The sequence below is a fragment of the Litchfieldia sinesaloumensis genome (assembly GCF_900156865.1).
Classification (GTDB): domain Bacteria; phylum Bacillota; class Bacilli; order Bacillales; family Bacillaceae_L; genus Ferdinandcohnia; species Ferdinandcohnia sinesaloumensis.
This window is the reverse complement of record NZ_LT732529.1, coordinates 49797-74949: the sequence shown is the minus strand read 5'-3', so window position 1 is coordinate 74949 and position 25153 is coordinate 49797. Positions and strand designations below refer to the sequence as shown.

Annotated in this window: 22 protein-coding genes, 1 pseudogene and 2 riboswitches; of the genes and pseudogenes, 4 read left to right on the top strand and 19 right to left on the bottom strand. The window is 37.3% G+C overall.

Annotated elements, in window-relative coordinates; genetic code table 11:
• Nucleotides 1-2: 2 nt before the first annotated feature.
• The 11 genes and pseudogenes from CZ490_RS00410 to CZ490_RS00360 all read right to left on the bottom strand — a co-directional run bounded on the left by CZ490_RS00410 (nt 3) and on the right by CZ490_RS00360 (nt 10647).
• The gene (locus CZ490_RS00410; RefSeq protein ID WP_077617020.1) at nt 3-1325 is read right to left on the bottom strand and encodes a Na+/H+ antiporter NhaC family protein; all 1323 of its coding nucleotides are present in this window, start codon (nt 1323-1325) and stop codon (nt 3-5) included.
• A gap of 35 nt (nt 1326-1360) precedes the next feature.
• Nucleotides 1361-2125: an SDR family NAD(P)-dependent oxidoreductase gene (locus CZ490_RS00405; RefSeq protein WP_077617019.1), complete on the bottom strand. Its 765-nt coding sequence runs from the start codon at nt 2123-2125 to the stop codon at nt 1361-1363.
• A 33-nt stretch (nt 2126-2158) separates the two neighbouring features.
• The gene (locus CZ490_RS00400) at nt 2159-2818 is read right to left on the bottom strand and encodes a methionine ABC transporter permease (protein WP_077617018.1); all 660 of its coding nucleotides are present in this window, start codon (nt 2816-2818) and stop codon (nt 2159-2161) included.
• Nucleotides 2769-3833: a methionine ABC transporter ATP-binding protein gene (locus tag CZ490_RS00395; RefSeq protein WP_077617017.1), complete on the bottom strand. Its 1065-nt coding sequence runs from the start codon at nt 3831-3833 to the stop codon at nt 2769-2771. The genes CZ490_RS00400 and CZ490_RS00395 overlap by 50 nt, the downstream gene beginning before the upstream one ends.
• A 14-nt stretch (nt 3834-3847) precedes the next feature.
• On the bottom strand, nt 3848-5020 hold the full coding sequence (locus CZ490_RS00390; protein ID WP_077617014.1) for an aminotransferase class I/II-fold pyridoxal phosphate-dependent enzyme: 1173 nt from the start codon (nt 5018-5020) through the stop codon (nt 3848-3850).
• 46 nt (nt 5021-5066) lie between these two features.
• Nucleotides 5067-5495: a MetQ/NlpA family ABC transporter substrate-binding protein gene (locus CZ490_RS00385; protein ID WP_077617016.1), complete on the bottom strand. Its 429-nt coding sequence runs from the start codon at nt 5493-5495 to the stop codon at nt 5067-5069.
• Nucleotides 5496-5542: 47 nt separating this feature from the next.
• Nucleotides 5543-6124, bottom strand: a pseudogene (locus tag CZ490_RS00380) (methionine ABC transporter ATP-binding protein); the annotation flags it as partial.
• A gap of 14 nt (nt 6125-6138) precedes the next feature.
• Nucleotides 6139-7311, bottom strand: a complete 1173-nt coding sequence (locus tag CZ490_RS00375; protein ID WP_077617014.1) for an aminotransferase class I/II-fold pyridoxal phosphate-dependent enzyme — start codon at nt 7309-7311, stop codon at nt 6139-6141.
• A gap of 46 nt (nt 7312-7357) precedes the next feature.
• Nucleotides 7358-8197: a MetQ/NlpA family ABC transporter substrate-binding protein gene (locus CZ490_RS00370; RefSeq protein WP_077617013.1), complete on the bottom strand. Its 840-nt coding sequence runs from the start codon at nt 8195-8197 to the stop codon at nt 7358-7360.
• A 108-nt stretch (nt 8198-8305) separates the two neighbouring features.
• Nucleotides 8306-9409 carry a 5-methyltetrahydropteroyltriglutamate--homocysteine S-methyltransferase gene (locus tag CZ490_RS00365; protein ID WP_077617012.1) on the bottom strand — a complete coding sequence of 368 codons (1104 nt, stop codon included), beginning with the start codon at nt 9407-9409 and terminating at the stop codon, nt 8306-8308.
• A 140-nt stretch (nt 9410-9549) separates the two neighbouring features.
• Nucleotides 9550-9650: riboswitch (SAM riboswitch) on the bottom strand.
• Nucleotides 9651-9894: 244 nt separating this feature from the next.
• Nucleotides 9895-10647, bottom strand: coding sequence for a pirin family protein (locus CZ490_RS00360; protein ID WP_077617011.1), 753 nt, complete (start codon nt 10645-10647; stop codon nt 9895-9897).
• A 186-nt stretch (nt 10648-10833) separates the two neighbouring features.
• On the opposite strand from CZ490_RS00360, the gene CZ490_RS00355 reads away from it, so the two are divergent.
• Both CZ490_RS00355 and clpP read left to right on the top strand, forming a co-directional pair.
• Nucleotides 10834-11553 carry a sigma-70 family RNA polymerase sigma factor gene (locus tag CZ490_RS00355; protein ID WP_159439878.1) on the top strand — a complete coding sequence of 240 codons (720 nt, stop codon included), beginning with the start codon at nt 10834-10836 and terminating at the stop codon, nt 11551-11553.
• A gap of 32 nt (nt 11554-11585) precedes the next feature.
• Entirely contained in the window at nt 11586-12161 is a 576-nt protein-coding gene (clpP, locus tag CZ490_RS00350; protein WP_077617009.1) for an ATP-dependent Clp endopeptidase proteolytic subunit ClpP, read from the top strand.
• Nucleotides 12162-12710: 549 nt separating this feature from the next.
• On the opposite strand, the gene CZ490_RS00340 is transcribed toward clpP, so the two are convergent.
• The 7 genes from CZ490_RS00340 to CZ490_RS00310 form a co-directional block, all read right to left on the bottom strand.
• Nucleotides 12711-13598 carry a DMT family transporter gene (locus CZ490_RS00340; protein WP_077617007.1) on the bottom strand — a complete coding sequence of 296 codons (888 nt, stop codon included), beginning with the start codon at nt 13596-13598 and terminating at the stop codon, nt 12711-12713.
• 84 nt (nt 13599-13682) lie between these two features.
• Nucleotides 13683-14954 (bottom strand): mechanosensitive ion channel family protein, encoded by a 1272-nt coding sequence (locus CZ490_RS00335; protein WP_077617006.1) that lies wholly within the window; start codon nt 14952-14954, stop codon nt 13683-13685.
• 228 nt (nt 14955-15182) lie between these two features.
• Nucleotides 15183-17774: an FtsX-like permease family protein gene (locus tag CZ490_RS00330; RefSeq protein WP_077617005.1), complete on the bottom strand. Its 2592-nt coding sequence runs from the start codon at nt 17772-17774 to the stop codon at nt 15183-15185.
• The gene (locus CZ490_RS00325; RefSeq protein ID WP_077617004.1) at nt 17771-18454 is read right to left on the bottom strand and encodes an ABC transporter ATP-binding protein; all 684 of its coding nucleotides are present in this window, start codon (nt 18452-18454) and stop codon (nt 17771-17773) included. The genes CZ490_RS00330 and CZ490_RS00325 overlap by 4 nt, the downstream gene beginning before the upstream one ends.
• A 125-nt stretch (nt 18455-18579) precedes the next feature.
• Nucleotides 18580-19584, bottom strand: coding sequence for a sensor histidine kinase (locus CZ490_RS00320; protein WP_077617003.1), 1005 nt, complete (start codon nt 19582-19584; stop codon nt 18580-18582).
• A 1-nt stretch (nt 19585) separates the two neighbouring features.
• Entirely contained in the window at nt 19586-20275 is a 690-nt protein-coding gene (locus CZ490_RS00315) for a response regulator transcription factor (protein ID WP_077620890.1), read from the bottom strand.
• A gap of 147 nt (nt 20276-20422) precedes the next feature.
• Nucleotides 20423-21715 (bottom strand): NCS2 family permease, encoded by a 1293-nt coding sequence (locus CZ490_RS00310; protein ID WP_077617002.1) that lies wholly within the window; start codon nt 21713-21715, stop codon nt 20423-20425.
• Between the two features lie 99 nt (nt 21716-21814).
• Nucleotides 21815-21916, bottom strand: a riboswitch (purine riboswitch).
• 168 nt (nt 21917-22084) lie between these two features.
• Here CZ490_RS00310 and CZ490_RS00305 point away from each other — a divergent pair.
• Together CZ490_RS00305 and CZ490_RS00300 are read left to right on the top strand one after the other, a co-directional pair.
• Nucleotides 22085-22483, top strand: coding sequence for a GntR family transcriptional regulator (locus CZ490_RS00305; RefSeq protein WP_077617001.1), 399 nt, complete (start codon nt 22085-22087; stop codon nt 22481-22483).
• Nucleotides 22480-23565: a DUF1648 domain-containing protein gene (locus tag CZ490_RS00300; RefSeq protein WP_077617000.1), complete on the top strand. Its 1086-nt coding sequence runs from the start codon at nt 22480-22482 to the stop codon at nt 23563-23565. Before CZ490_RS00305 ends, CZ490_RS00300 begins: the two co-directional genes overlap by 4 nt.
• A 175-nt stretch (nt 23566-23740) precedes the next feature.
• Here CZ490_RS00300 and CZ490_RS00295 read toward each other — a convergent pair whose 3' ends face one another.
• The gene (locus CZ490_RS00295) at nt 23741-25084 is read right to left on the bottom strand and encodes an MATE family efflux transporter (RefSeq protein ID WP_142255313.1); all 1344 of its coding nucleotides are present in this window, start codon (nt 25082-25084) and stop codon (nt 23741-23743) included.
• Nucleotides 25085-25153: the final 69 nt, after the last annotated feature.

The window sequence follows — 25153 nt, the reverse complement described above, 5'->3', positions numbered from 1 at the left end:
GGTTAAGCTATTTCTTTTTTTACTTTTTCAGCTTTGTTACGGTTAAATCTTGGAAAGCCAATAAGAATGGCGATAATACCACATACCAAAAGAGCAAATGGATAAAACGAGTATGATAGTATGCTGATTGGTGAAATGGCTGCTAATCCTGAAGCAACAAGCATTTGTCCTCCATAAGGCACAAGACCTTGGAAACCACTAGAGAAAATGTCTAGTATACTAGCAGATTTTCTAGTATCAATTTGATACTCATCCGCAATATTTTTAGCCAAAGGACCCGCTATAATGATTGAGATTGTATTATTGGCAGTAGCTATATCGGTTGCAGAAACCAAACCAGCGATGCCAAGCTCAGCACCTTTTTTTGTTCTAATTTTACTAGTTACAAAATTTAATAGCCATTGTATACCACCATTATGCTGGATTATGCCAATCATACCACCGATTAAAATGGCAACAATCGCTAAATCCTCCATATTAATAACACCCTGGGAAACAGCCTTTATAAAACCAATCATCGTATAGGAACCATCAATTAACCCAATTATTCCTGCTAATATCGTTCCTCCTAGTAGAACAATTAACACATTAACGCCTGCTAACGCAGCAAGAAGTACAGCGAGATATGGAACTACTTTTATCAATTGATAGGAAAAATCCCCTAATGTATTGACGGTTGTACCACTTGTTATGACCCAGAGAATGATTGCCGTTAAAATAACTCCAGGTAACACGATTAAAAAATTGGTTTTAAATTTATCACTCATTTTTGTTTGTTGTGTTCGAGCAGCTGCAATAGTGGTATCAGAAATCATTGAAAGATTATCTCCAAACATTGCGCCACCAATAACGGTTGCCATCGCTAATGCCATTGGTATTCCTGTTTGTTCAGCAATTCCTATGCCAATTGGTGCGAGTGCAGCGACGGTTCCCATGGAAGTTCCCATTGAGATGGAAATGAAACAGCCAACTATAAAAAGTCCTACCATCAATAGATTACTCGGGATAAAGGTTAAACCCAAGTTTACTGTTGATTCCACAGCCCCCATACCTTTTGCTGTTTCAGCAAATGCCCCAGCTAAAATAAAGATAACGGCCATTAACATAATATTGGGGTGTCCTGCACCTTTTGTAAATATATCAATTTTCTTCGATAATTTTTCTTTTCTATTCATCGCCAACGCAATAGCAGATGCAATAATAATTGCAATATTTAAAGGCATATTTGAAAAATCACCAGTAAATACCCCTGTACCGACAAATAATAATACAAAAATGACTAATGGAAATAATGCAGTACTATTCCCTTTTTTTACATCAGTCATATATACCCACTCCCTAATAATTATTAAAAACCTACTTAATGCATCGTCATACCACCAGTAACGTTTATCCCTTGGCCTGTCATATAATCAGAGTATTTTGAGGCTAAAAATACAACAACATTTGCTATATCCTGGGGTTCTGCCGTTCTGCCTAAAGGGACTTGAGAATAGTCTTCCTGTTTAATTAATTCTGCCGTCAATCCTCTTAATTCCCCGCCAAGTACTCTTTCCTTATGCTTCATATCGGTTTCAACAATACCAGGACAAACCGCATTCACATTGATTCCATCCTGAGCTAGTTCAATTGCCATTGTTTTAGTTAAACCTAGAACCGCATGCTTGGAAGCCACATAACCTCCCATTAAACGATACCCATTTTTACCAGCTTGAGAAGAAATATTGATAATTTTCCCACCTTGCCCCTGTTCTTTAAGAATTCTAGCTACTGCTTGACTAAAAAGGTATACACCCTTTGCATTCACATCCATCACTAGATCCCAGTCTTCTTCTTTTATATCAATGGCGTAATCCATTCTTGAGATGCCTGCGTTATTCACTAAAATATCCACAGTGCCAAAGTGTTTAGTTACTTGTTGAACCGTTTCTTCCACTTCGTTACGTTTCGTTACATCTGTTTTAAAATAAACTAAGTGTTCATGGGAATTTTCCTGTTTTACTTCCCTATCTGCTACAGCTACACTAGCTCCACACTCCAAAAAGGCGTCCACAATTGCCTTTCCAATTCCCTGTGCACCACCTGTAACAATAGCTACTTTTCCTGTTAAATCCATACAATACATAGCGAATTCCTCCTGAAAGAACCTTTTTGCCTTTTAATCGCGACGTGCTTTCCGTGCTAATACATTCCCTATCGACTGAATGGCTTGGACAACGATAACCAAAATGGCAACGGTCACAATAATTGTAAATGTATCAAAGCGTTGATACCCATAAGAAATGGCTAGGTCTCCAATACCTCCGCCACCAACAGTACCAGCCATCGCAGTCGCTCCAATTAATCCAATCGTTGCAGTAGTCATTGTTAATATGAGCGAGCCAAACGCCTCTGGTAACATAAAATACCAGATCACCTGAAAAGGTGTTGCCCCCATTGAATCTGCTGCCTCCATGATCCCTGGGTTCACTTCGAGCAACGAGTTTTCAACAAGTCGACCAATATAAGGGGCTATGAAAATCGTTAATGGTACAATAGCAGCACTCGTTCCAATTGAAGTATTAACAATCATACGTGTAAAAGGGATGATTGCAACAAGTAAAATAATGAATGGCAAAGATCTAAATATGTTCACGATTGGGTTCATTAGATGATAGATAAAAGTATTTGGTATCAACCCACCTGGTCTTGTCACTACAAGCGTAATCCCAATTACAATCCCAATTAATCCACCAATTAACAATGATATTCCTACCATTACTACTGTTTCATAAAGCGCTTGAATTAGTTGATCCAAAGTAATGATTGTATTCAACATTCTCCATCTCCTCTACAAGTACACCCTGATTCCTTAAATATGAAACAGCCTGATTTATCACTAAATGGTTGCCATCCATATTGATAATCATATTTCCAAGTGTCGTATCCTGAATTTCTGTCATTGTGGCAAATAACGTATTTACCTCAATTTCATAATTACGGATTAAATTCGTCAAGATTGGCTCTGATGCGGAACTTCCAACAAATTTCAATCTATAGATATGCTGCTTTCCATTTGTTTGTATCGCCTTGAGCACGCTGTTTGGGATTGAATTATGAATCACTGTCTCTACAAAACTTTTTGTCGTTTGATGTTGTGGATTGCCAAAAACGTCTAGCACGTTCCCTTGCTCAATGATTCTCCCATTTTCCATTACTGCCACTTTGTTACAAATCTTCTGTATAACACTCATTTCATGTGTAATAATCATAATGGTAATTTTATATTCTTCATTTATTTTTTTCAGAATTTCCAGTATAGATTGCGTTGTTTGAGGGTCAAGTGCCGAAGTCGCCTCATCACATAGTAAAATCGAAGGATTGTTTGCTAAAGCACGTGCAATCCCCACTCTTTGTTTTTGTCCGCCAGATAATTCCTTTGGATAGCTTTCAGCTTTATCTCTTAGTCCTACGAAATCCAATAATTCCATCACACGGTTTTGAATTTCTATTTTGTTTTTCTTTGATAGAATCATTGGAAGTGCGATATTATCAAAGACAGTCTTCGTTTCAAGAAGATTAAAGTGTTGGAAAATCATCCCAATTCTTTTTTTTACCTCTCGCAATTCTTTTTCACTATATTGGTCAAGTGGTTCACCACCAACAAATACGCGACCGCTTGTAGGGCTTTCCAATCGGTTCACCATCCGAATTAATGTACTTTTACCTGCACCACTGTAACCAATAACACCAAATATATCCCCTTCTTCAACAGAAAGAGATACGCCACGGAGGGCTTCATTGGATATACCTTTTCGTAGATATGTTTTAAAAACATCCTTTATCTCGATCATCAAATTTCCCTCCGTTAGTTAAAAATCTCTAATTTTGATATCCTCTTAACAGCCTCAAGCAATATCTCTTCTTTATTTGCTAAACTTACACGAACATAAGAGGAACCATATTCTCCAAAACCTTCTCCCGGAGCAACCGCTACATGTGCCTTCTCAAAAAGGAGCTCGGTAAATGTTTTTGATGTAAATCCTTCGGGTACTTTTAACCATGCAAAGAATGTTCCTTGTGGATATGAAACATCCCACCCAATCTGACGTAACTCACGCACGAAAACGTTTCGGCGTTGTTCATATAAATCTCTCAGTCTATCAATATTATCCTGCGGAGCATTGAGAGCCGTAATCGCTGCATCCTGAATGGCTCCAAATACCGTGCTATACGAATGTGAATGAAATCGTTTAAATGCTTCGATGATGGATCCATTCCCTACTGCAAATCCAAAGCGCCATCCTGCCATATTAAAGGTTTTCGAAGCACTATATGTTTCAATCCCATACTCTTTTCCTCCAGGGATTTGTAGCAGACTGATTGGTTTCTTGCCATCAAAGCCAAAAGCCCCGTATGCAAAATCATGAAGAATTGGAAAACCGTTCTTTGCCGCAAAAGCAATGCTCTCTTTAAAAAACTCAGGAGTTGCGAGTGCTCCTGTAGGATTGTTTGGATAATTTAAGATTAATAATTTTACCTTCTGTGCAATCTCCTCTGGTACATAGGTATAATCTGGTAAAAAGCCATCCTGTTCATGAACAGGGATGGCATAGTAATTTGCTTTTGAAAGAGCAGCGGCTACTTTATATGCAGGATAAGCAGGATCTGTAGTAAGAAGATAATCTCCTGGGTTCAGCAGTGATTGGGGAATTCCTGTAATTCCAATACCTGAACCTTGAAAGACCATAACTTCTGTTTCAGGATTTAATTCCACCCCATATTCCCGTCTATAAAACTTTGCAACGGCTTCCCTCATTTTTTCTTTACCATAAAATGAGGGATAGCCATGGTTTTCCTTATTATCTACAGCGTCCTTCAATGCCCCAACTATCGTTTCTGGTGTCGGCAAATCAGGGAAGCCGTTTGCCAAATTAATAATATCGATTCCTTTCTCCTGATAAGCGGCTACTTTTTCATGCAGAGAACTAAAATAATGGATCGGTAACCTTTCAACTATTGTGGACGCTTTGAAATTCAAACTGAACGGCTCCTTTCATCGAAGAAAAATAGTATGTTGTACTCGTTTATTCATTAAAATATTTTGGTAAGTGGTAGCCTTCATAATCTGGGTTTGAGAGGATATACTCCTTAAACTCTTCTGAATGGTAGGCTTCGACTAGGTCTTTCACAAACGGTTTATCTAGGTTCTTTTTATCCACAGCCACAATGACAACATTGGGATCGGTCATATTTTCATGAGCAAGGGCAGTTGTCAGTTTAATATTGTTTGCTACTGCAAAGTTCCCTTGGATTGCAGCAAAATCTACATCCTCAAGTGCACGTGGACCTTGAGCAGGATCCGTCATGACAAAATCTAAATTATGTGGATTCGATTTAATGTCATTTAAGGATGCCTGTAGAGGGTCAATATCATCGTTAATCGTAATCCAGCCAATCTCATGTAAAATCGTTAAAGCACGAAGTAAGTTGGGTGGCTCATTAGGTACATTTATTTGTGCACCATCCGCTACATCTTCTAAGCTACTATGCTTTTTCGAANAATGGTAATTTTATATTCTTCATTTATTTTTTTCAGAATTTCCAGTATAGATTGCGTTGTTTGAGGGTCAAGTGCCGAAGTCGCCTCATCACATAGTAAAATCGAAGGATTGTTTGCTAAAGCACGTGCAATCCCCACTCTTTGTTTTTGTCCGCCAGATAATTCCTTTGGATAGCTTTCAGCTTTATCTCTTAGTCCTACGAAATCCAATAATTCCATCACACGGTTTTGAATTTCTATTTTGTTTTTCTTTGATAGAATCATTGGAAGTGCGATATTATCAAAGACAGTCTTCGTTTCAAGAAGATTAAAGTGTTGGAAAATCATCCCAATTCTTTTTTTTACCTCTCGCAATTCTTTTTCACTATATTGGTCAAGTGGTTCACCACCAACAAATACGCGACCGCTTGTAGGGCTTTCCAATCGGTTCACCATCCGAATTAATGTACTTTTACCTGCACCACTGTAACCAATAACACCAAATATATCCCCTTCTTCAACAGAAAGAGATACGCCACGGAGGGCTTCATTGGATATACCTTTTCGTAGATATGTTTTAAAAACATCCTTTATCTCGATCATCAAATTTCCCTCCGTTAGTTAAAAATCTCTAATTTTGATATCCTCTTAACAGCCTCAAGCAATATCTCTTCTTTATTTGCTAAACTTACACGAACATAAGAGGAACCATATTCTCCAAAACCTTCTCCCGGAGCAACCGCTACATGTGCCTTCTCAAAAAGGAGCTCGGTAAATGTTTTTGATGTAAATCCTTCGGGTACTTTTAACCATGCAAAGAATGTTCCTTGTGGATATGAAACATCCCACCCAATCTGACGTAACTCACGCACGAAAACGTTTCGGCGTTGTTCATATAAATCTCTCAGTCTATCAATATTATCCTGCGGAGCATTGAGAGCCGTAATCGCTGCATCCTGAATGGCTCCAAATACCGTGCTATACGAATGTGAATGAAATCGTTTAAATGCTTCGATGATGGATCCATTCCCTACTGCAAATCCAAAGCGCCATCCTGCCATATTAAAGGTTTTCGAAGCACTATATGTTTCAATCCCATACTCTTTTCCTCCAGGGATTTGTAGCAGACTGATTGGTTTCTTGCCATCAAAGCCAAAAGCCCCGTATGCAAAATCATGAAGAATTGGAAAACCGTTCTTTGCCGCAAAAGCAATGCTCTCTTTAAAAAACTCAGGAGTTGCGAGTGCTCCTGTAGGATTGTTTGGATAATTTAAGATTAATAATTTTACCTTCTGTGCAATCTCCTCTGGTACATAGGTATAATCTGGTAAAAAGCCATCCTGTTCATGAACAGGGATGGCATAGTAATTTGCTTTTGAAAGAGCAGCGGCTACTTTATATGCAGGATAAGCAGGATCTGTAGTAAGAAGATAATCTCCTGGGTTCAGCAGTGATTGGGGAATTCCTGTAATTCCAATACCTGAACCTTGAAAGACCATAACTTCTGTTTCAGGATTTAATTCCACCCCATATTCCCGTCTATAAAACTTTGCAACGGCTTCCCTCATTTTTTCTTTACCATAAAATGAGGGATAGCCATGGTTTTCCTTATTATCTACAGCGTCCTTCAATGCCCCAACTATCGTTTCTGGTGTCGGCAAATCAGGGAAGCCGTTTGCCAAATTAATAATATCGATTCCTTTCTCCTGATAAGCGGCTACTTTTTCATGCAGAGAACTAAAATAATGGATCGGTAACCTTTCAACTATTGTGGACGCTTTGAAATTCAAACTGAACGGCTCCTTTCATCGAAGAAAAATAGTATGTTGTACTCGTTTATTCATTAAAATATTTTGGTAAGTGGTAGCCTTCATAATCTGGGTTTGAGAGGATATACTCCTTAAACTCTTCTGAATGGTAGGCTTCGACTAGGTCTTTCACAAACGGTTTATCTAGGTTCTTTTTATCCACAGCCACAATGACAACATTGGGATCGGTCATATTTTCATGAGCAAGGGCAGTTGTCAGTTTAATATTGTTTGCTACTGCAAAGTTCCCTTGGATTGCAGCAAAATCTACATCCTCAAGTGCACGTGGACCTTGAGCAGGATCCGTCATGACAAAATCTAAATTATGTGGATTCGATTTAATGTCATTTAAGGATGCCTGTAGAGGGTCAATATCATCGTTAATCGTAATCCAGCCAATCTCATGTAAAATCGTTAAAGCACGAAGTAAGTTGGGTGGCTCATTAGGTACATTTATTTGTGCACCATCCGCTACATCTTCTAAGCTACTATGCTTTTTCGAATATAATCCCATCGGCGGTGTCGGTATTTGAACGGCACCAGTCAAATCAAGCTTTTCTCTTTCATTAATTGAATCAAGATAAAATGTATGTTGATGGGCATTTGCATCAAGTTCACCATTTGCAACCGCCACATTTGGTTGAATACCATCTGTAAATTCCTTGTATTCAATCGTGTATCCTTTTTCCTCAAGGGAAGGGGCTACACCTTTCTTAAACTGGTCACTATATGGACCAGGATTAAAACTAATTCGAATTTTTTTATTAGAATCAGATGATGCACCTGAAGAATTATCACTGCTACACCCTACAATCACCAATGAAACAATAGCAAGAAAAAATACTGACCAAGACCATTTTTTATTCATATTACAATCCCCCTACATATTAATATTTAGTTTTCACCTATGTTTACTTGGTTTAATGTTAAAAAAAAGATGGAATGGGAGTGAACAATTAGTGTTCACTCCACTTTTTTATCCCCAGATTTCTTTTGAAATATCTACAATATACTTTAGTTTCGCCCATTGCTCATCTTCAGTTAAAATATTGCCATGATGGGTTGAAGCAAATCCACATTGTGGGCTAATGCATAAATTTTCAAGTGGTACAAATTGAGATGCTTCTTTCACACGTGCAATTATATTTTCTTTTGCCTCTAATTCTCCACGCTTAGATGTAAACACACCTAGAACTACACGAGGACCATCATTTGGTATATACTCTAGCGGAGTGAAATCTCCTGAACGATCATCATCGTATTCTAAGAAAAAGCCATCCACTTTCTCTTTTGTAAAAAGCGTAGGTGCAATTTTTGCGTAGCTACCCTCGAATGCCCAATGAGAGCGGTAATTCCCACGGCACAGGTGCGTTGTAATTGTTAAATCTTCCGGTTTACCTTCCAGGACACCATTCGCTACCTTTAATGCTAATTCAATTAGTTCCTCCCGACTAGAACCACTATCATTAAAAGGAATTTCCGGTGCATTCAGTCCTGCTATATAAACATCATCAAGTTGTAGGTAACGACAACCAGCCTCGTAAAAAGCTTTAATAGCATCGCGATATGTTTGGATAATATCTGTAGCGTAGTCTTCAAGGTTTGGATAAATTTCCTTGTTACGAATACCTGCATTAAACAATTGATTTGGACTTGGAATTGTTTGTTTCGCAACCGCACGATCCCCTACAATGTCTTTAAACAGAATGAAATCTTTCACATGTGGGTGGTCTGGATTAAATGAAATCTTACCAGTAACTCGCACATCATATCGTTCTGTTTCTTCACCTTTGAATTTAAATCCAGTTTCCGGAACATAACCTTCAACACCGTTTAAATGCTCCAAGAAATCAGTATGCCAAAATCTACGTCGGAACTCTCCGTCTGTTACGGCTTGGAGGCCAACTTCAATTTGTTTATCTACGATTTTTTTAATTTCCTCTGTTTCGATATTATGAAGCTCCTGTGCACTAATTTCTCCTGCTTGAAATTCTTTTCTAGCTTTATGAATACTCTCGGGACGTAATAAACTTCCTACATGATCTGCTCTAAATGGTGTCTTTACTAATGTCTTTGTCAATTTTACCCATCTCCTAGTTTGTTTATTTCGGGTCAATGCCCAAATAGATGCTATGTACGGGGTCTTGCACTTTTTCATTCATAACAAAAACCCTCTTCTAGATAACAAGAAGAGGGTTGAATATAATGAAAGTACCGCTCTTCTTATCTTCTAGCTTTTTGCTACTGGAATTGGCACAGTACTTTAATAGTCCGCTGCCGAGGTATCAAAGGGCCAGTCCCTCCACCTCTCTGGATAAGAAAATTTCGAAATATTTAGTTATAAAATATACAATACGCTCCTGTTGGTAGATTGTCAACACTATTTTAAAAATAGGCTATTTTATAAACTTTGTTGTTTATATACCATCGATTTCCACTTCAGGTGGATGCCTTCCCCAGGCTTGTAGCTTGAGTCTCCTCTAACGAAGTGTGGAAGCGGCTTGTAATTACTGAAAGAAGACCTTGCTCTTGCGGCAAAAAACTTGGAGCACAAGATTTTCCTTTTCATCTTTTAGGACGAGGAAATTCCTTCCCGCTAATAGTACCTTTCAAGGACGCTTCTGCATCCATGTCAACTAAAAATAATACAACGCTTGTTTCAGCTACCGCCAGAATAGAAGGCAACTCCTCCTTCAGATTCGTCACAGCCTCCATCTTTCGAATCGTTAAGCCACCAACAGTAAGTTCACCATCCACTACGTATAGAAATGGCTTTAATCCATGATAAACAGGGACATCTAATTGTTCACCTTGTTTCAGGTGTGCATCAAATATATATACATTTTGTCTAACGATTAGGGGTGCCTTACTGCCTTCCGGACCTACCATCAAATACCAATCATGATTTCTCACAGGCTTAGTATGGAATTGAATGGTTGGTTCTAGATTTGTTTTTTGTGGTCGAACAAAAATTTGAAGCATCTCGACATGTGCATTTTTAACTTTTTCTTCATGCCAAAAGCTTTTTCCTGCATTCATCAACATTAAGTTGCCAGGAGTCACAGCGGCCTCCAAACCAGAAGAATCCCTATGATGCATGGTACCTTGCCATACATAACTTAAGATTTCATCATTCACATGTTCATGCATCTTTATTGTTAAACCTTTCTTCATAACTGCATGATCAATGATACTTAAAGGTCCGAATGCAAAATCATCGGTCTCTCTATCTAAGATATCACCTGTTTGGATTCTTGTGATTGTAATTGGCCCATTGTATGGTTGCCGATGCTTATCCTGAGAAAGTTTTCGTAACATAATGAGTTCACCTTTTTACTTTTTGTATATTATAACAATAATCCTTAATCATTTATTGTTGAAGAATTTCATCTCACATATAATCGAATTAATCTAACAACTACAAATAAAATTTTCTTACCCCGTATCTTTTTCTAAGCTTATATTCGTTTAATTAAGTAGAGACGCGTTGAAGGAGTGATTGTTTTGTATAGTAAACTTAGGCATTGTTCAGAGGATTTTGAGGAACAGCAGGAACCATTTAACGAAGAAAACCTCAAAGAGTTTTATCCGAAGCTTCGACAGTATTGCCAGTTTCTATCCCATAATTGCTGGGATAGTGAGGATCTCGTTCAGGAATCTTTAATTAAGGCTTGGAAACATTATCGACACCAATCTACTATCTCTACACCTTTATTAAATAAAATCGCTCGAAATGAGTGGATTGATACTATCCGTAAACGTAACAAAGAGTTAATTAAGGAGATTCCTGATTCTGGATATGAAGAAACCCATCATACAGATTTGCGTTTTGATGTTATACAGCAAATCATGCAAAAGCTAACTCCGAAGCAAGCAACTATTTTTGTTTTAAAGGAAGGGTTCAATTTTCAAACTTCTGAAATAGCAAAGTCTCTCAAAATAAATGAAACAGCTGTTAAAGCCACAATTTATCGAGCAAAACACAGACTTGCCAATAATGAGGAAATAGAAAGAAATACAGTAATCGAGAAGTATTGGTCCGAACAGGACAAAGAGAAAATCCAAAAAATATTCCATGATTCTTTTAGAACTCAAGATCCTTCCATCATTATCAGGAACCTTCCTACTATTCATGCGATTTCCAAAAATCAGAGTCCTAGTTGCATAATGCAAAGACCAAGTCGTTTTAAATGTACTTCAAGAACCGTCTCTATAGCTGCATAATCCAATACAAGCAAAATAAAGGAGGGTTTAAGATGGGAACAATCCCATATGTGATTGAACAATCAAGTCGTGGTGAACGATCATATGATATTTACTCAAGGCTTTTAAAAGATCGAATTATTTTAATTGGAGACGAAATAAATGATGCCGTGGCAAATAGTATCGTAGCACAGTTATTATTTTTAGCAGCGGATGACCCTAATAAGGATATTTCAATTTATATCAACAGTCCTGGCGGCTCAACATCTGCAGGGTTTGCTATTTTTGATACAATGCAGTATATTAAGCCGGACGTACGAACCATTTGTACAGGGATGGCTGCATCCTTTGGGGCTCTTCTCTTACTAGCCGGTACAAAAGGGAAAAGGTTTGCACTTCCGAATAGTGAGATTATGATCCATCAACCTTTAGGTGGTGCCCGTGGGCAGGCAACTGAGATTGATATTTCAGCCAAACGCATCCTCAAACTGCGTGAGCATGTCAATCGAATTATGTCAGAGCGTACTGGCCAACCTGTAGAAAAAATCGCCAAAGATACCGAACGTGACTACTACATGAGTGCTCTAGAAGCAAAAGAATATGGGATAATTGATGACATTATAAAATAGAAAAAAGGGGCTCTCCTTTACTTTTAGAGAGTCCCTTCAAATTCTTATCCTTAAAATTCATAATTTCATATTTGTTTATATTCCGCTCCTAACTTTTCACTCTACAGTTCCTGCCCATCACGCTCTCCACTTTTCTCTTGTAAAGTAAATTCGAGGGTCTGAATATACTCTTTTCGATAGCGCGGATATAAACGGGTCCAATACAACTGTGTAAGTTTTAATGTTATTAGTCCAACAAACGGTAATAGCAATAAGAAAAAATAATGAGGTCGGTTTGTTATACCTAGGAAAATACCCATAAAAATTCCTACCCCAATAAATAGAATGCTAACGTACCAACTTGCAAGAAATCCTAGCAGGAAGACGACGTTAGAATATAGAAGCGGGAACATTCTTACTCGTTCACGCCTAGTTCTCAAACTACGAAATGTTCTCCAACTTTTCTTTAGTCCGGCTATGATTTCTTTTATAATTCTCCAGTTTCTTTTCACTAAAAAATCCAAATTACCCCTCCCTAGGACAACTGTATTTTGTAATGAGCATGATTTATCAGTTGTTTTTCGACACCATAACCCTTCTCCAATTTACTTCACTAATGAAAGTAGAACCCAAGATTAGAATTCCACCAACCATTTGTACAACGTTCATGTTTTCATTTAGTATAACCGCTGCCAAAAGCACAGCAGAAATCGGATCAATATAACTTAGTACAGCTATTGTCTGCCCCTTTAATTTCTTTAATACTGAAAAGTATAAAAGGTATGCAAGTCCCGTATGAATCATCCCTACTATAAGTAAGAGACTGATTGATTTTATACTTAAGCCAGAGTAATTTACATTTACCGTAGTTAGCACGTACGGAAGTAAGATAAGAGAAGCTGTCAAAAGCTGCATAATCGTTGTGTTGAAATCTGACAGATCTTTGATAAATTTATTCATTAAAATCACACTTGCATAAAGGGCTGCAGCTAATAAACCATACATAATACCAACCGGATGATTGTACATTCCTACGATTGATTCAGTTCCTGGGTTAACAACCAAAAGCAATCCAAAAAATGCAAGTGCGATACTAATCCCTTTTAACCAGGTCCACTTTTCCTTCAGCAACAATGGTGCAAGAATCATTACAAATACTGGAGCAAAGTAGTAACTTAGCGTTGCATTAGAAATCGTTGTATAACGATATGACTCAAATAGAAAAATCCAATTAAAGCCCAGAGCAGCTCCTGATAGGAGTAGTAAAATAAGATTTCGTTTGGAAATACGTAGAGTAAACTTCTGTTTTACTATGTAACTAGCTAGGATTAAAACTAAGCTTCCAATTACACCTCTAAATAAAGCGATTTCGCTCGATGAGAGGTCAATATTCCGAACAAACAAACCAATGCTACCAAAAATAAGCATGACTAAAATAAAAATAAACTTTGCTTTCATGTTCTTCTCCTTGTGTAAAATAGAAGGCATTATCTCCTCAAAAAAAGTGGGACAACGTACCTGTCCCTGTGTCCCACTCCCGCTTTAATTTTCTGTGCTTTTCATTTTTCCACTTTCTTCTGATTCTAGCTTTAGTGTTCTCAAATCATTTCCTGATGGATTTTGGAATACACGTAGCCCAAACTCTTGTGCAACTGCAAAGAGATGGTCAAATATATCAGCTTGTATCGTTTCGTATACATCCCATCTTACATCATTCGTAAATGCATAGATTTCAAGTGGCAGCCCATTCTCTGTAGGAGCTAGCTGTCGAACTATTAATGTCATCTCTTTATGGATGCCAGGATGGTTTTGAAGATAATTGCTAATATACGCTCTAAATACTCCAATATTCGTTAGAGCTCTTCCGTTCACTGGATTGCTACGATTGATATGATTCTTCTCGTTGTATTCTTCAATTTCATGTTCTCTATGCGTAATATAATCCGCTAGATAGTGGACATTTTTAAACTTTTCTATCAGTTCTTCCGTACAAAACGAAATAGTAGCTGTATCAATAAATAATGATCGTTTAATCCTACGTCCACCGGAGTTCTGCATGCCTCTCCAGTTGATAAATGAATCAGAGATAAGAGCATAACTTGGAATCGTCGTAATGGTTTTATCGAAATTTTGTACCTTAACTGTATTTAAAGAGATATCGATAATGTCACCATCTGCCCCATACTTCGCCATTTCAATCCAGTCACCTACTCGAACCATATCATTGGAAGTTAACTGAATGCCAGCAACTAAGCCTAATAAAGAATCTTTAAAAACTAGCATGAATACAGCAGATAACGCACCAATTCCACTTAACAGAATAAGAGGACTCTTTCCCATAAGGTTCGCAATAACTAAAATGGCTCCAAATATGATTACGATAATTTTAACAACTTGAATATAACCTTTAATTGGCCTTGTTTTAGAAATTTCATAGGTTTGATAAACATCATTTGCTGCATCTAAAACACTTGAAATGATGATTAATGCCACAATAATGACATAGACATTGACGCCCATCTCAATTAATTGCTCATAAGGCTCCTTGAAATTATGAGCGAAGGTATGAATGATAATTGCTGGAACTATATGTGACAGTCTACGGAATACCTTTCGTTCAAGAAGCACATCGTCCCAACGGAATTTAGATCTTTTTACAATCCCTGTGATTACTCGGATAATTACCTTCTTGGTTATAAAATTAGCTACAATACAAATAAATGTGATAAAAAGAATCATGATGATAACCGAAAGGTATCTAACTAGTGTAGGATCTAAATCATATTCTAAAAGAAAATCACTAATGAGTTTCATATTTCCCCTCCATAGTATGTATGTTTAGTCTTTTTGATGGTATGACGTTCAAGTTATACACGTGTAGAGTTTATTATATCAAATAACTTCCGTCCACTCCTTCCTAAAACACTGTTTAAAATAGTGATTAACATTCTAAAGTGATTCGTTTAAAACGAGAAGGTTATGGGGATACAAAAAAGAGCCAAACCACATATGTGGTCTAGCCCTTTTGATAGAGGGTGTGACTTAAATACTCTCCTGTTTCAATCCATCTATTATGTTTTCTTTCTTTATTTTTTGTATAGAATACATCATGGCTGCGCCTACGATGATAAAAATAATGAATATGGCAAAAATGATACTTAGCCACGGAAGACTAAATCCATATTCAAATGTGTTTCCAAGTGACAGATAGATTAAATACATGACGACTAAGCTAATCGGTAATCCATATAAAAGTGCATTTACACCATAAAAGATGCTCTCGTAATTGATCATCTTGTTAAATCCTTTTGGTGTCATTCCCACTGAACGTAACATTGCAAATTCACGTTTCCGGAGTGAGATGCTTGTTGAAATCGTATTAAAAATATTTGCTATTGAAATAAGTGAAATTAATGATATAAAACCATAGGTGAAAACAGACATAAGCACAATTAGATTCTCTTGTTCTTGTCTTCTCTGGAAGACATTGTATATATGAGTATTGGAATCAGTGACTTTGTCTAGTTCTTCCTGCGTACCCATTGGATTTGATGAATTCATATATAATTCAGCTTGAATATCATTTTTAAGTTTCTCATTTTTTGAAACAAACTGATTCAAGACATCTTCTGACACAATCAAATCAATCCCACCTGCACTACTAGTCGAAACGCCCATCGGAATCTGGTCAGTTAGTGCGCCAATAGTCATCTTATTCACCAGTTGTTGCTCTTCTTGATCATCATAGGAAATGGTGTATAAATCAAATGTTTCCCCTACATTTGTGTGAATTGATTTTGTTTCGATAAATTTCCCAGTACTATAATCTTGGTAGGAAATATAATCAATAAGAATAGCAGTTGGTTCCTCTACATTCTCAAATTGTGTAGATTCTGCCCCGATTTTTTCTACGTATGTCTGGAAGCTTTTATCATCTAATCCATACAATCTAACAAAATAATTAAATTTCCCATCTTGTAGGATGGACGGATCATTTTCAACCTGTTCTTGTAAAACCGTCGGAAGTTGATTTACACCAATCACAGCACTTAACGAAATTGTTTGAACGATAGTCGAATCTGTTACATACGAAAGAGATGTCAAAGGCTGTAAATCCTCTTTTCCCATATGACTACCAATTACTTGTATATCGAAACTTATATCATCCTGAGTCATTTCTAATGATTTAGTCAGATTACCTGTAAAATAAGAAACCGTTAAAAACAGGACAATACTTATTACTAGTGAAAAAACCGTCGCTCGGTATCTTTTCTTATTCCGCTTTAGATTCTTCAATCCAATTTCTGCTTCCATTCCCAAAAGCTTACGAACCAGTTTAGACGTTTTTACTGCCCTACTCGACAACCTGATATCCTGTGTTTGACGAATAGCATCAATTGCAGAAACCTTGGAAGCTTTTCTGGCAGGTACATAGGTTGAAATAAATATCGTGACAATCGAAATCAAACACGCCACTAAAATCGAAGCTGGTGTTACAATAACGGTTAGTTTCTCCGTAACATTTAATGCATTTGTAAGATAGGTATTAACAAAATAGAAAGTAATTCCTATTCCGGCGATTCCTGAAAAGATTCCTATTGGAATACTAATTGCACCAATCACTGCGCCTTCAAAAAAGACAGAGTTTCGTTTTTGTTTCCTTGTTGCACCCACACTCGATAGCATACCTAAGTGCCTAGATCGCTCAGAAACACTAATGGCAAAGGCATTGTAAATTAACGCAACCGAGCCAATTATGATTACCCCCATGACAATTCCCGCTAATGAAAACAAAGTCATACGCAGGTTATCATTATCCGTGACTCCATAATAACGTAGTAAATCATCATTAAACGAAACAGAATTGATTTCATTCTTTTCTGCTATTGACCCTGCATGGTCATATAACGATCCGTTTACTTTTTTTAATGTAACTAACGCATCTACGGTTTGAGTAGTACCTAACGCTTTTTCATCTACATATTTTATAACAGTATATCCTGGTGACCATGCTGGTTCCCAGGTTGGTCGTTTAATAGTCCCTACAATTGTAAATGTAGCCATTGTTTCAATTTTAAGTTCTTCTGTTACTCCATTTTCATCAAATTGCAGGGAGTAATTCTGACCTAGTGGGTGTTCTTCTCCAAGAACCAACCTTTTACCAATATCAACGGTTAATTGATCACCGATGTTATAGTTCACCTTACCATTGGTGGCAATTTCTTCAGAAATGACAACCTCATTATTTGTTAAGGGTAGCCGTCCTTCTGCTAACTCAATTGGAAATTGCTGAAACCCCGCTGTATTATATTCTTTAAAAAACAAATACGGTTTACTCTTATTTTTCGATCCTTCAAGGTTTGCATAGCCAAGGTTCTTTGAGAGAGCTAATTTCTTTGTTTGGCTATCCTTTTCAATCGCCTTTATTTGTTCTGCGTTGACTTCATTATATTTAACATGCCATTCACCATTCCCTGCAATATGGTCGCGAATCATTAAGTTTAAAAACGAAACACCCAGAGTCGCAACCGCAGTAATCATAGCAACCGAAATGATGACACCAATAACCGTAACAAGGGTTCTTCGTTTATTTTCCTTGAGATGTCGAAGTGTCAGTTTGTTGATGATGTTCATGGACGTATCACCTCATCCTTCGCAATCCGTCCATCTTCAATCGAAATGACACGGTCAGCTTGAAGGGCGATTCGCTCATCATGGGTAATCACAAGTAGGGTTTGATTAAAGGTTTTATTGAACATTTTTAAAAGCTCAATGATTTCACCACTATTCTTACTATCTAAATTACCTGTTGGTTCATCTGCTAGCATAATGGCTGGATTACTTATGAGAGCACGCCCAATCGAAACACGCTGCTGCTGACCACCCGATAGTTGGTTAGGTAGATGGTTCAAGCGGTGTTCTAAACCTAGAATTTTGACGATATCCGCAAATTGCTTCGGATCTACCTTATGCTCATCTAGTAACATAGGTAATGTGATGTTTTCTTCTACAGTTAAAATAGGGATCAAGTTGTAAAACTGATAGATTAACCCGATTTGTCTTCTTCTAAAAATCGCTAATTGTGTTTCATTTAATTCATAAATATCCGTATTATCAATGAGAACCTTACCACTAGATGGTCGATCAACACCACCAAGTAGGTGTAGTAATGTTGATTTCCCTGAACCAGACGGACCAATGATTGCAACAAATTCTCCCTTTTTTACTGAAAAAGAAACATTATCAAGTGCCTTAACTGCTGTATCACCTTTTCCATATACCTTAGACAGATTTTCAATTTGTAATATATTCATTCGTAAACCTCCATAATTTCGATGTTGATTTTAGTATATCTGCCTAAGATGACTCTAAAGTGACTATCAAAGTGACAATTTATTCACTTTCAATTGGATACAAGGGACTCACTACGTTGTCCCAACTAGATAACCTGTTTATAGAACTTTATAATAAACTTGGTCCCTTCTCCTATTTTACTCTTCACTTCAATATCTCCATGTTGACTATTAACTATGCTATGTGCCATTGCTAGGCCAATCCCTACACTATCTTCACTTGCATTTTTTCCTTTATAAAAACGCTTGAAAATATAGGGAAGGTCTTCCTTAGCAATCCCTTTTCCGTTATCTTCAATAATAATTTCGGTAAATAGAGTGTTATCTGAAAATGAAATAGAGATGTCTCCACCTTCCTGTGTATGCTCGACACAGTTCTTTAGAATATTAATTAGTGCTTCTGCTGTCCAATTAAAATCACCAATAAAGGTAACCTCTTTGCCTCCTAAAATATGAAGGCTTTGCTGTTTAATATCCATTGGCACCGCAACAGGATGAACTACACGTTCTATTAATTCAGATACATAAATCGTATCCTTTTTAAAAGAAACCGTCCCAGCATCTATTTTCGAAAGCTTTAACAATGAAGATACTAACCACTCTATTCTCTCTAACTGAATCCGGATGTTATTCGTAAATTCAGCTCGTTTTGTATCATCTAGTTTTGCATCCCCCAATAGATCAGCCATAACCATCATTGATGTAAGGGGTGTTTTTAATTGATGCGAAATATCAGAAATGGCATTTGTAAGTTTACGTTTATCCTGTTGTAATAGTGCACTGTGCTCTGATAATTTCAAAGTCACTTTATAAATATCACTTTTCAAAATGCTAAGTTCACCCTCATGATTATCCCTTACATCTAAACTGTAATCGCCACTCGTTATCCTCCTTAAATAGCCTGAAAGCTTTTCTATTTCACGATATCTCCACCTTGTAAAAACCAAACTACATCCAGCAATCAGGATGGTTGTGACAAAAACATAGAGAGGAACCCATCCAGAAAATAGAAAGTAAGATAGAATGGTTGTAGCCATCGATATTGTAACTAGTGATAGGAGAAATAACTGAATTTCCCGATTACGCACCATATTAGTCACCGACCTTATAGCCCATCCCACGGACTGTTTTAATAATTTTTGGGCTTTGAGGCTCATCCTCGAGCTTTTCTCGCAACCTCTTAATATAGACGGTCAACGTATTATCATTCACAAAATCACCTGCTACATCCCAGATACGATCAAGCAATTGCGTACGAGTGAGGACTTGCCCAATATGATTTGCGAAAATCAAGAATAGACGATACTCTAGCGCAGTGAGTAGTACCTCCTCCCCCTTTTTATATACCTTTCCTTCTAACGTATTAATTCGAATATCTTCTATATCAATCACATTTCTTGGCTGGGTTGCAGCTTGGACATTATAGCGTCGGAACACCGACTTAATCCGCGAAAGCAACTCACGAATACGAAATGGCTTCGTTATATAGTCATCCGCTCCCATATCTAGTCCCATGACAACATTGACTTCATCATCTAAAGCCGTTAAAAAAATAACCGGCTTATCCCCCTGTTTCTTCACCAACTCGCATAACTCATACCCCGTACCATCCGGTAATGATAAGTCAAATAAAAACAAATCGATCCCGTTCCAATTCTCACCAATAAACTTCCTTGCATCCTCGACATTATGACAAACAATCGTTTCATATTCATCCTGCTTCAACGAATAATCTAACCCAGACGCAATCGTTTTATCATCCTCAACCAGTAATATCCTCATCATATTTTGGGACAGAGGGACAGGTCCCTCGTCCCTGCCCTCCTTCATGGACAGAAATTTTCTCATTTTAGCTACTAAGGAATATTTTAACAAAATACATGTTGTAAGGAAAAACAAAACCCCCGCTGCAATTAGCGAGGGTATATTTTATAGGTAAATAAAATAGGCAATAAACGTAACAAATAGTACATACATAATCGGATGAACTTGCTTATATCTTCCCAATGCTATCATGGTAACAGGGTACATGATAAATCCAAGAGCAATTCCTGTTGCAACACTGAATGTGAGTGGCATCATGATAATTGTTGTAAATGCTGGTATCGCAATATCTAACTTCGTCCAATTAATATGTCGAACCTCTGCAACCATCATTGCCCCCACTATAATTAAAGCTGGGGCAGTGATTTCTGATGTAACCACGGCTAATAATGGTGAGAAAAAGAGCGACAAAAAGAATAAACCTGAGATAACGATAGAAGCAAAACCTGTTCGCGCACCTGCAGCAATACCTGCTGTTGATTCAATAAAGGATGCTGTTGTTGACGTTCCTAGAATCGAACCAATAACTGAAGAGGAAGAGTCAGCCAATAAAGCAGGTCCTGCATTCGGAATCTTGTTATTTTTCAATATTCCAGCTTGACTCGCCACTGCGATTAACGTCCCTGCAGTATCAAAGAATCCTACAAATAAGAATGTAAAAATAACAATAATTAATTCAGGAGTAAAAACATTTGGTAACTCTGTAAAAACAACACCAAATGTAGGTTCAAGGCTTGGAATACTTCCAATAATTTGAGTTGGTTTTTCAATAATCCCAAAAATCATTCCCACAATTGAAGAAATGACCATCCCATAAAAAATTCCACCACGTACACCTCTCACGAGTAAAACAGATGTAATAATAAACCCAAACAACGCAAGACCAGTTGAACCTGATGTTAACTCTCCTAATGATACAAAGGTTGCTTCGCTACCCACAATAATTTTTGCATTCTTTAATCCAATAAAGGCCACGAAGAATCCAATTCCGCCAGCAATCGCATATTTTAAATCCTGTGGAATCACATTAATTATTTTTTCACGGATTTTTAATACACTAAGCAACACAAATAAAATACCAGATATGAATACACCGGTTAAGGCCACTTCCCAGCGAATCCCCATCCCCAGAACAACTGAATAGGTAAAAAATGAATTTAAACCAATACTGGGTGCTATCCCAATTGGATAATTCGCAAGTATCCCAATTAACAAGGAACCAATTACAGCCGTAATGGCAGTCGCCGTAAATACCGCTCCCTTGTCCATACCAGATTCACTTAGTACAAGCGGATTAACAACAAGTATATATGCCATTGATAGAAAAGTAGTTAACCCGCCGATAAATTCTTGTTTATATGTTGTTTTCCGTAGACTGAACTCGAAAAAGTTTTTCATAGTCGTATATTCCCCATTTAAATTTATTTTAACAAAAAAATGCCTTGATAGAGCTAATCTACCAAGGCATACTCAAAAGGGAATATGAGGATACTCAATGTATCCTGATAAACCTTTTGTAGTCAAGCTTTTTACGGTAGCTTGGTAGAAACGATCGAGCCATATTCTCGAGCATATACAAAATACTATATTAATATAATTAACCCATTTTAACAGCGGAATACAATTTAGGTCAAGTAGTTTCTTATAAACAAATCATTCCATTCACATTGTTATAGATAAAATAGAACAGATTTGTTATAATAAATATATAACAGATTAGGTATAAAACAGGACTAGTTCATAGTCCCAAGAAAGGCTGGTAGGTAGATGATTATACAGATTGAGCCTGAATCAGATATCCCCATTTATCAACAAATTACGAATCAAATCATCGAAGGTATTGCAATAGGTTCCTTGCAACCTGGCGAATCTTTACCTTCCGTAAGGGCTTTTGCTGCAGACCTTGGTATTAATATGCATACCGTTAATAAAAGCTATCATCAACTTGAGAAAAAAGGAATCATTCGAATCGTGCCTAAGTCGGGAGCCATCATCTCATCCCCGCAGGATTTCAACGAATCCTCACTTTATAGGTTAAAAGAGGATTACAAATTGTTAATTGCTGAATCAATCGTTGTAGGAATGCCTAAAAAACGGATTGAAGAACTAGTCACTTCTATTATTGACGATATAAATAACACTAAAAACAAGGAGGAAAACAGATGACTCTAGCTATCTTTCTTATTATTGCCGTCATAGTAATCGCCATTCAAACGGCTATCCCATTTCTAGTAAAAAGGACCGTGATTTTTGGTGTAACAGTTCCCGAAAAACAGATCAATAATCCAACCCTAACTTCATATAAAAAGAAGTATTCCATGCTCGTATCGCTGCTATCCTTAATAACCTTAGCTTGTTATACACTTTGGGTTCTAACTAGTAACCCAGTTGATGAGCAGTCTGTCCTTATTGGAACAATTATTCAATTTGCCATAATCCTTTTCAGCTTTTCACTCTATTTTTATTTCAATGGTAAAACAAATCAATTGAAAAAAACCTGGAAAAACACAGAAACACAAGTTAGAATTGCAGACTTATCTGTACGTGCTCAAGATGAGATGCTTCCATGGTATGTTTATCTATTACCAATATTAATTACAATCGGTGTGATCGGGTATACAATCGTACAATACGACCTCCTTCCAGAGCAAATTCCAACGCACTGGGGAATAAACGGAGAAGCGGATGCTTTTACTGAAAAGACCCCTGTATCTGCAGTTTCACTTCCAGTGATTCTTTTAGTCATGCAGGTCATGTTTGTCGGTATTCATGTTGGCACAAAGAAATCTGGTATAAAATTAAACGCTACAGCTACCGCTGCTTCGAGAATTAGACAGCTTACTTTGCGTAAATATACGAGTTGGCTGATGTTTTTAACTACATTTTTACTAACAGCGATGTTTTCTTTCTTTCAATTAAGAACGATTCATCCAAACTTAATAGACGGTACAATTGTAATGACAGCTCCAATCCTTTTCCTTATTGTGACTTTAGGCTCTACAGTAGCATTTGCTATAAAAGTTGGGCGTTCAGATAAGATAAACATTGAGGAAACTGATTCCGAGGTATCGGATTATGACGATGATTCACAATGGGTCGGTGGACTCTTTTACTTCAATAGACAGGATCCATCCATCTTCGTTGAAAAACGCTTTGGTGTGGGTTGGACAATCAACTTTGGTAACCCAATTGGCTATTTAATTGTCCTTGTTCCACTAGCGGTCATCATCTTTTTTAGTCTTCTATAGGGAAATTAAACAACGACAAATGTTAGGCATTTGTCGTTGTTTTCATCCAGATAAAGGAATGGGGTTCTTCATTCATCTTATTCTTTACAGTGTTTCCCCTTCATAGCTTTGATGAAGTGGATTTGATCCGTTTCTTTCTTACGGTTTCCTCTTCATAGCTTCGATGAAAAGGATTTTACTCCGCACTAGAACGAAACAATTCCTTCTTCTTCCACCCTCCCCATTTATAATACGAAAAGGAAAAGATACTACTAATAACAAAGCTTATTCCAATACCTAGTGCTATTCCATTCTGCCCAATAAGACTCGAGCAAAAATAGGTAAGCGGATACCGAAGGAGCCAAAAAGATAAAATGTTTAGCACCAATACCTGGTACATCGCACCTGCTCCTCTCACGATCCCATTCAGGATAAAATTAAGCCCGATGAACGGATAAAAAAACGCTACAATTTTTAAGAAGTCTGTTCCAAAAGCAACTGCATTCTTATCCTGGATAAACAGTTTCGTAAATCCTTCGGCAAATAAGAATACAACTAACGCGATTGACAACATAACGACAACATTAAAAATTGTTCCATAGATTGCAATTTGACGGACCCGCTCCCACTTGTTTGCACCAATATTTTGTCCTGCCATGCTATTCACAGCCGTCCCCAATGCCATTGCTGGGATGGTTATTAAACTATCAATTCTTTGAGAAGCACCAAATCCTGCTACAACAGCACCATCAAAGGAGTTCACAACCGAAAGAATCGCAGTAATTCCAGCAAAAATCACCATCATCTGCAATCCTGCAGGAATACCTAGTCGTAATATCAACCAAATTTCTTCCTTACTCGGCAATTTAGGAACCATATACGGAACAAGCTTATACCGTAACGTGTAACCTAATGCCCATAAAAAAGAAATCCCCTGTGCTAACACCGTCGCCCATGCTGCACCATGAATCCCCCATCCAAAGACAAAAATGAATAATGGATCTAGTATTGCATTCAGTACTACTGCTACAAAAACAAATCGTAACGGTGTTCTGCTATCACCTAATGCCCTTAGCACTGTACCAATAAAGTTATAACCCATAATGAACAAAATACCGAGGAAATTGATTTCTAAGTATATACTAGCCTCATGTAGCATTTGTTCGGGCGTATTTAAAAACGTTAAGAGTTGCTTTGAAAAAGAGAATCCAAACAAGCCAACGAGTAAGGAAAGAGTTGACAGTACAACAACAAATGCATTTACATATTTTTTTAATCCTTGTTTATTATTCAGCCCTTTTTGTTGTGAAAGAATCGTTAAAGTAGCATTATTAATTCCAATTATGAACGCCAATAATGTAAGCACAACAGTAGAAGAGATTGTTATTGCACCAAGTGCATTCGCTCCTAATAAATTCCCTACCCACAAGCTATCAATAAATTGATAGGATACCTGAAGTAAATTAGTCAACATAATCGGCCCAGCAAAGAGCACCAGCTGCTTTTTAATCGAACCTTGTGTAAAATCCTGCTGTGACAAAAGAAAACACTCCTTATCTTCACCAGATATATGACTTTAACAATATCATAGCTATTTTTGACTTTCCTT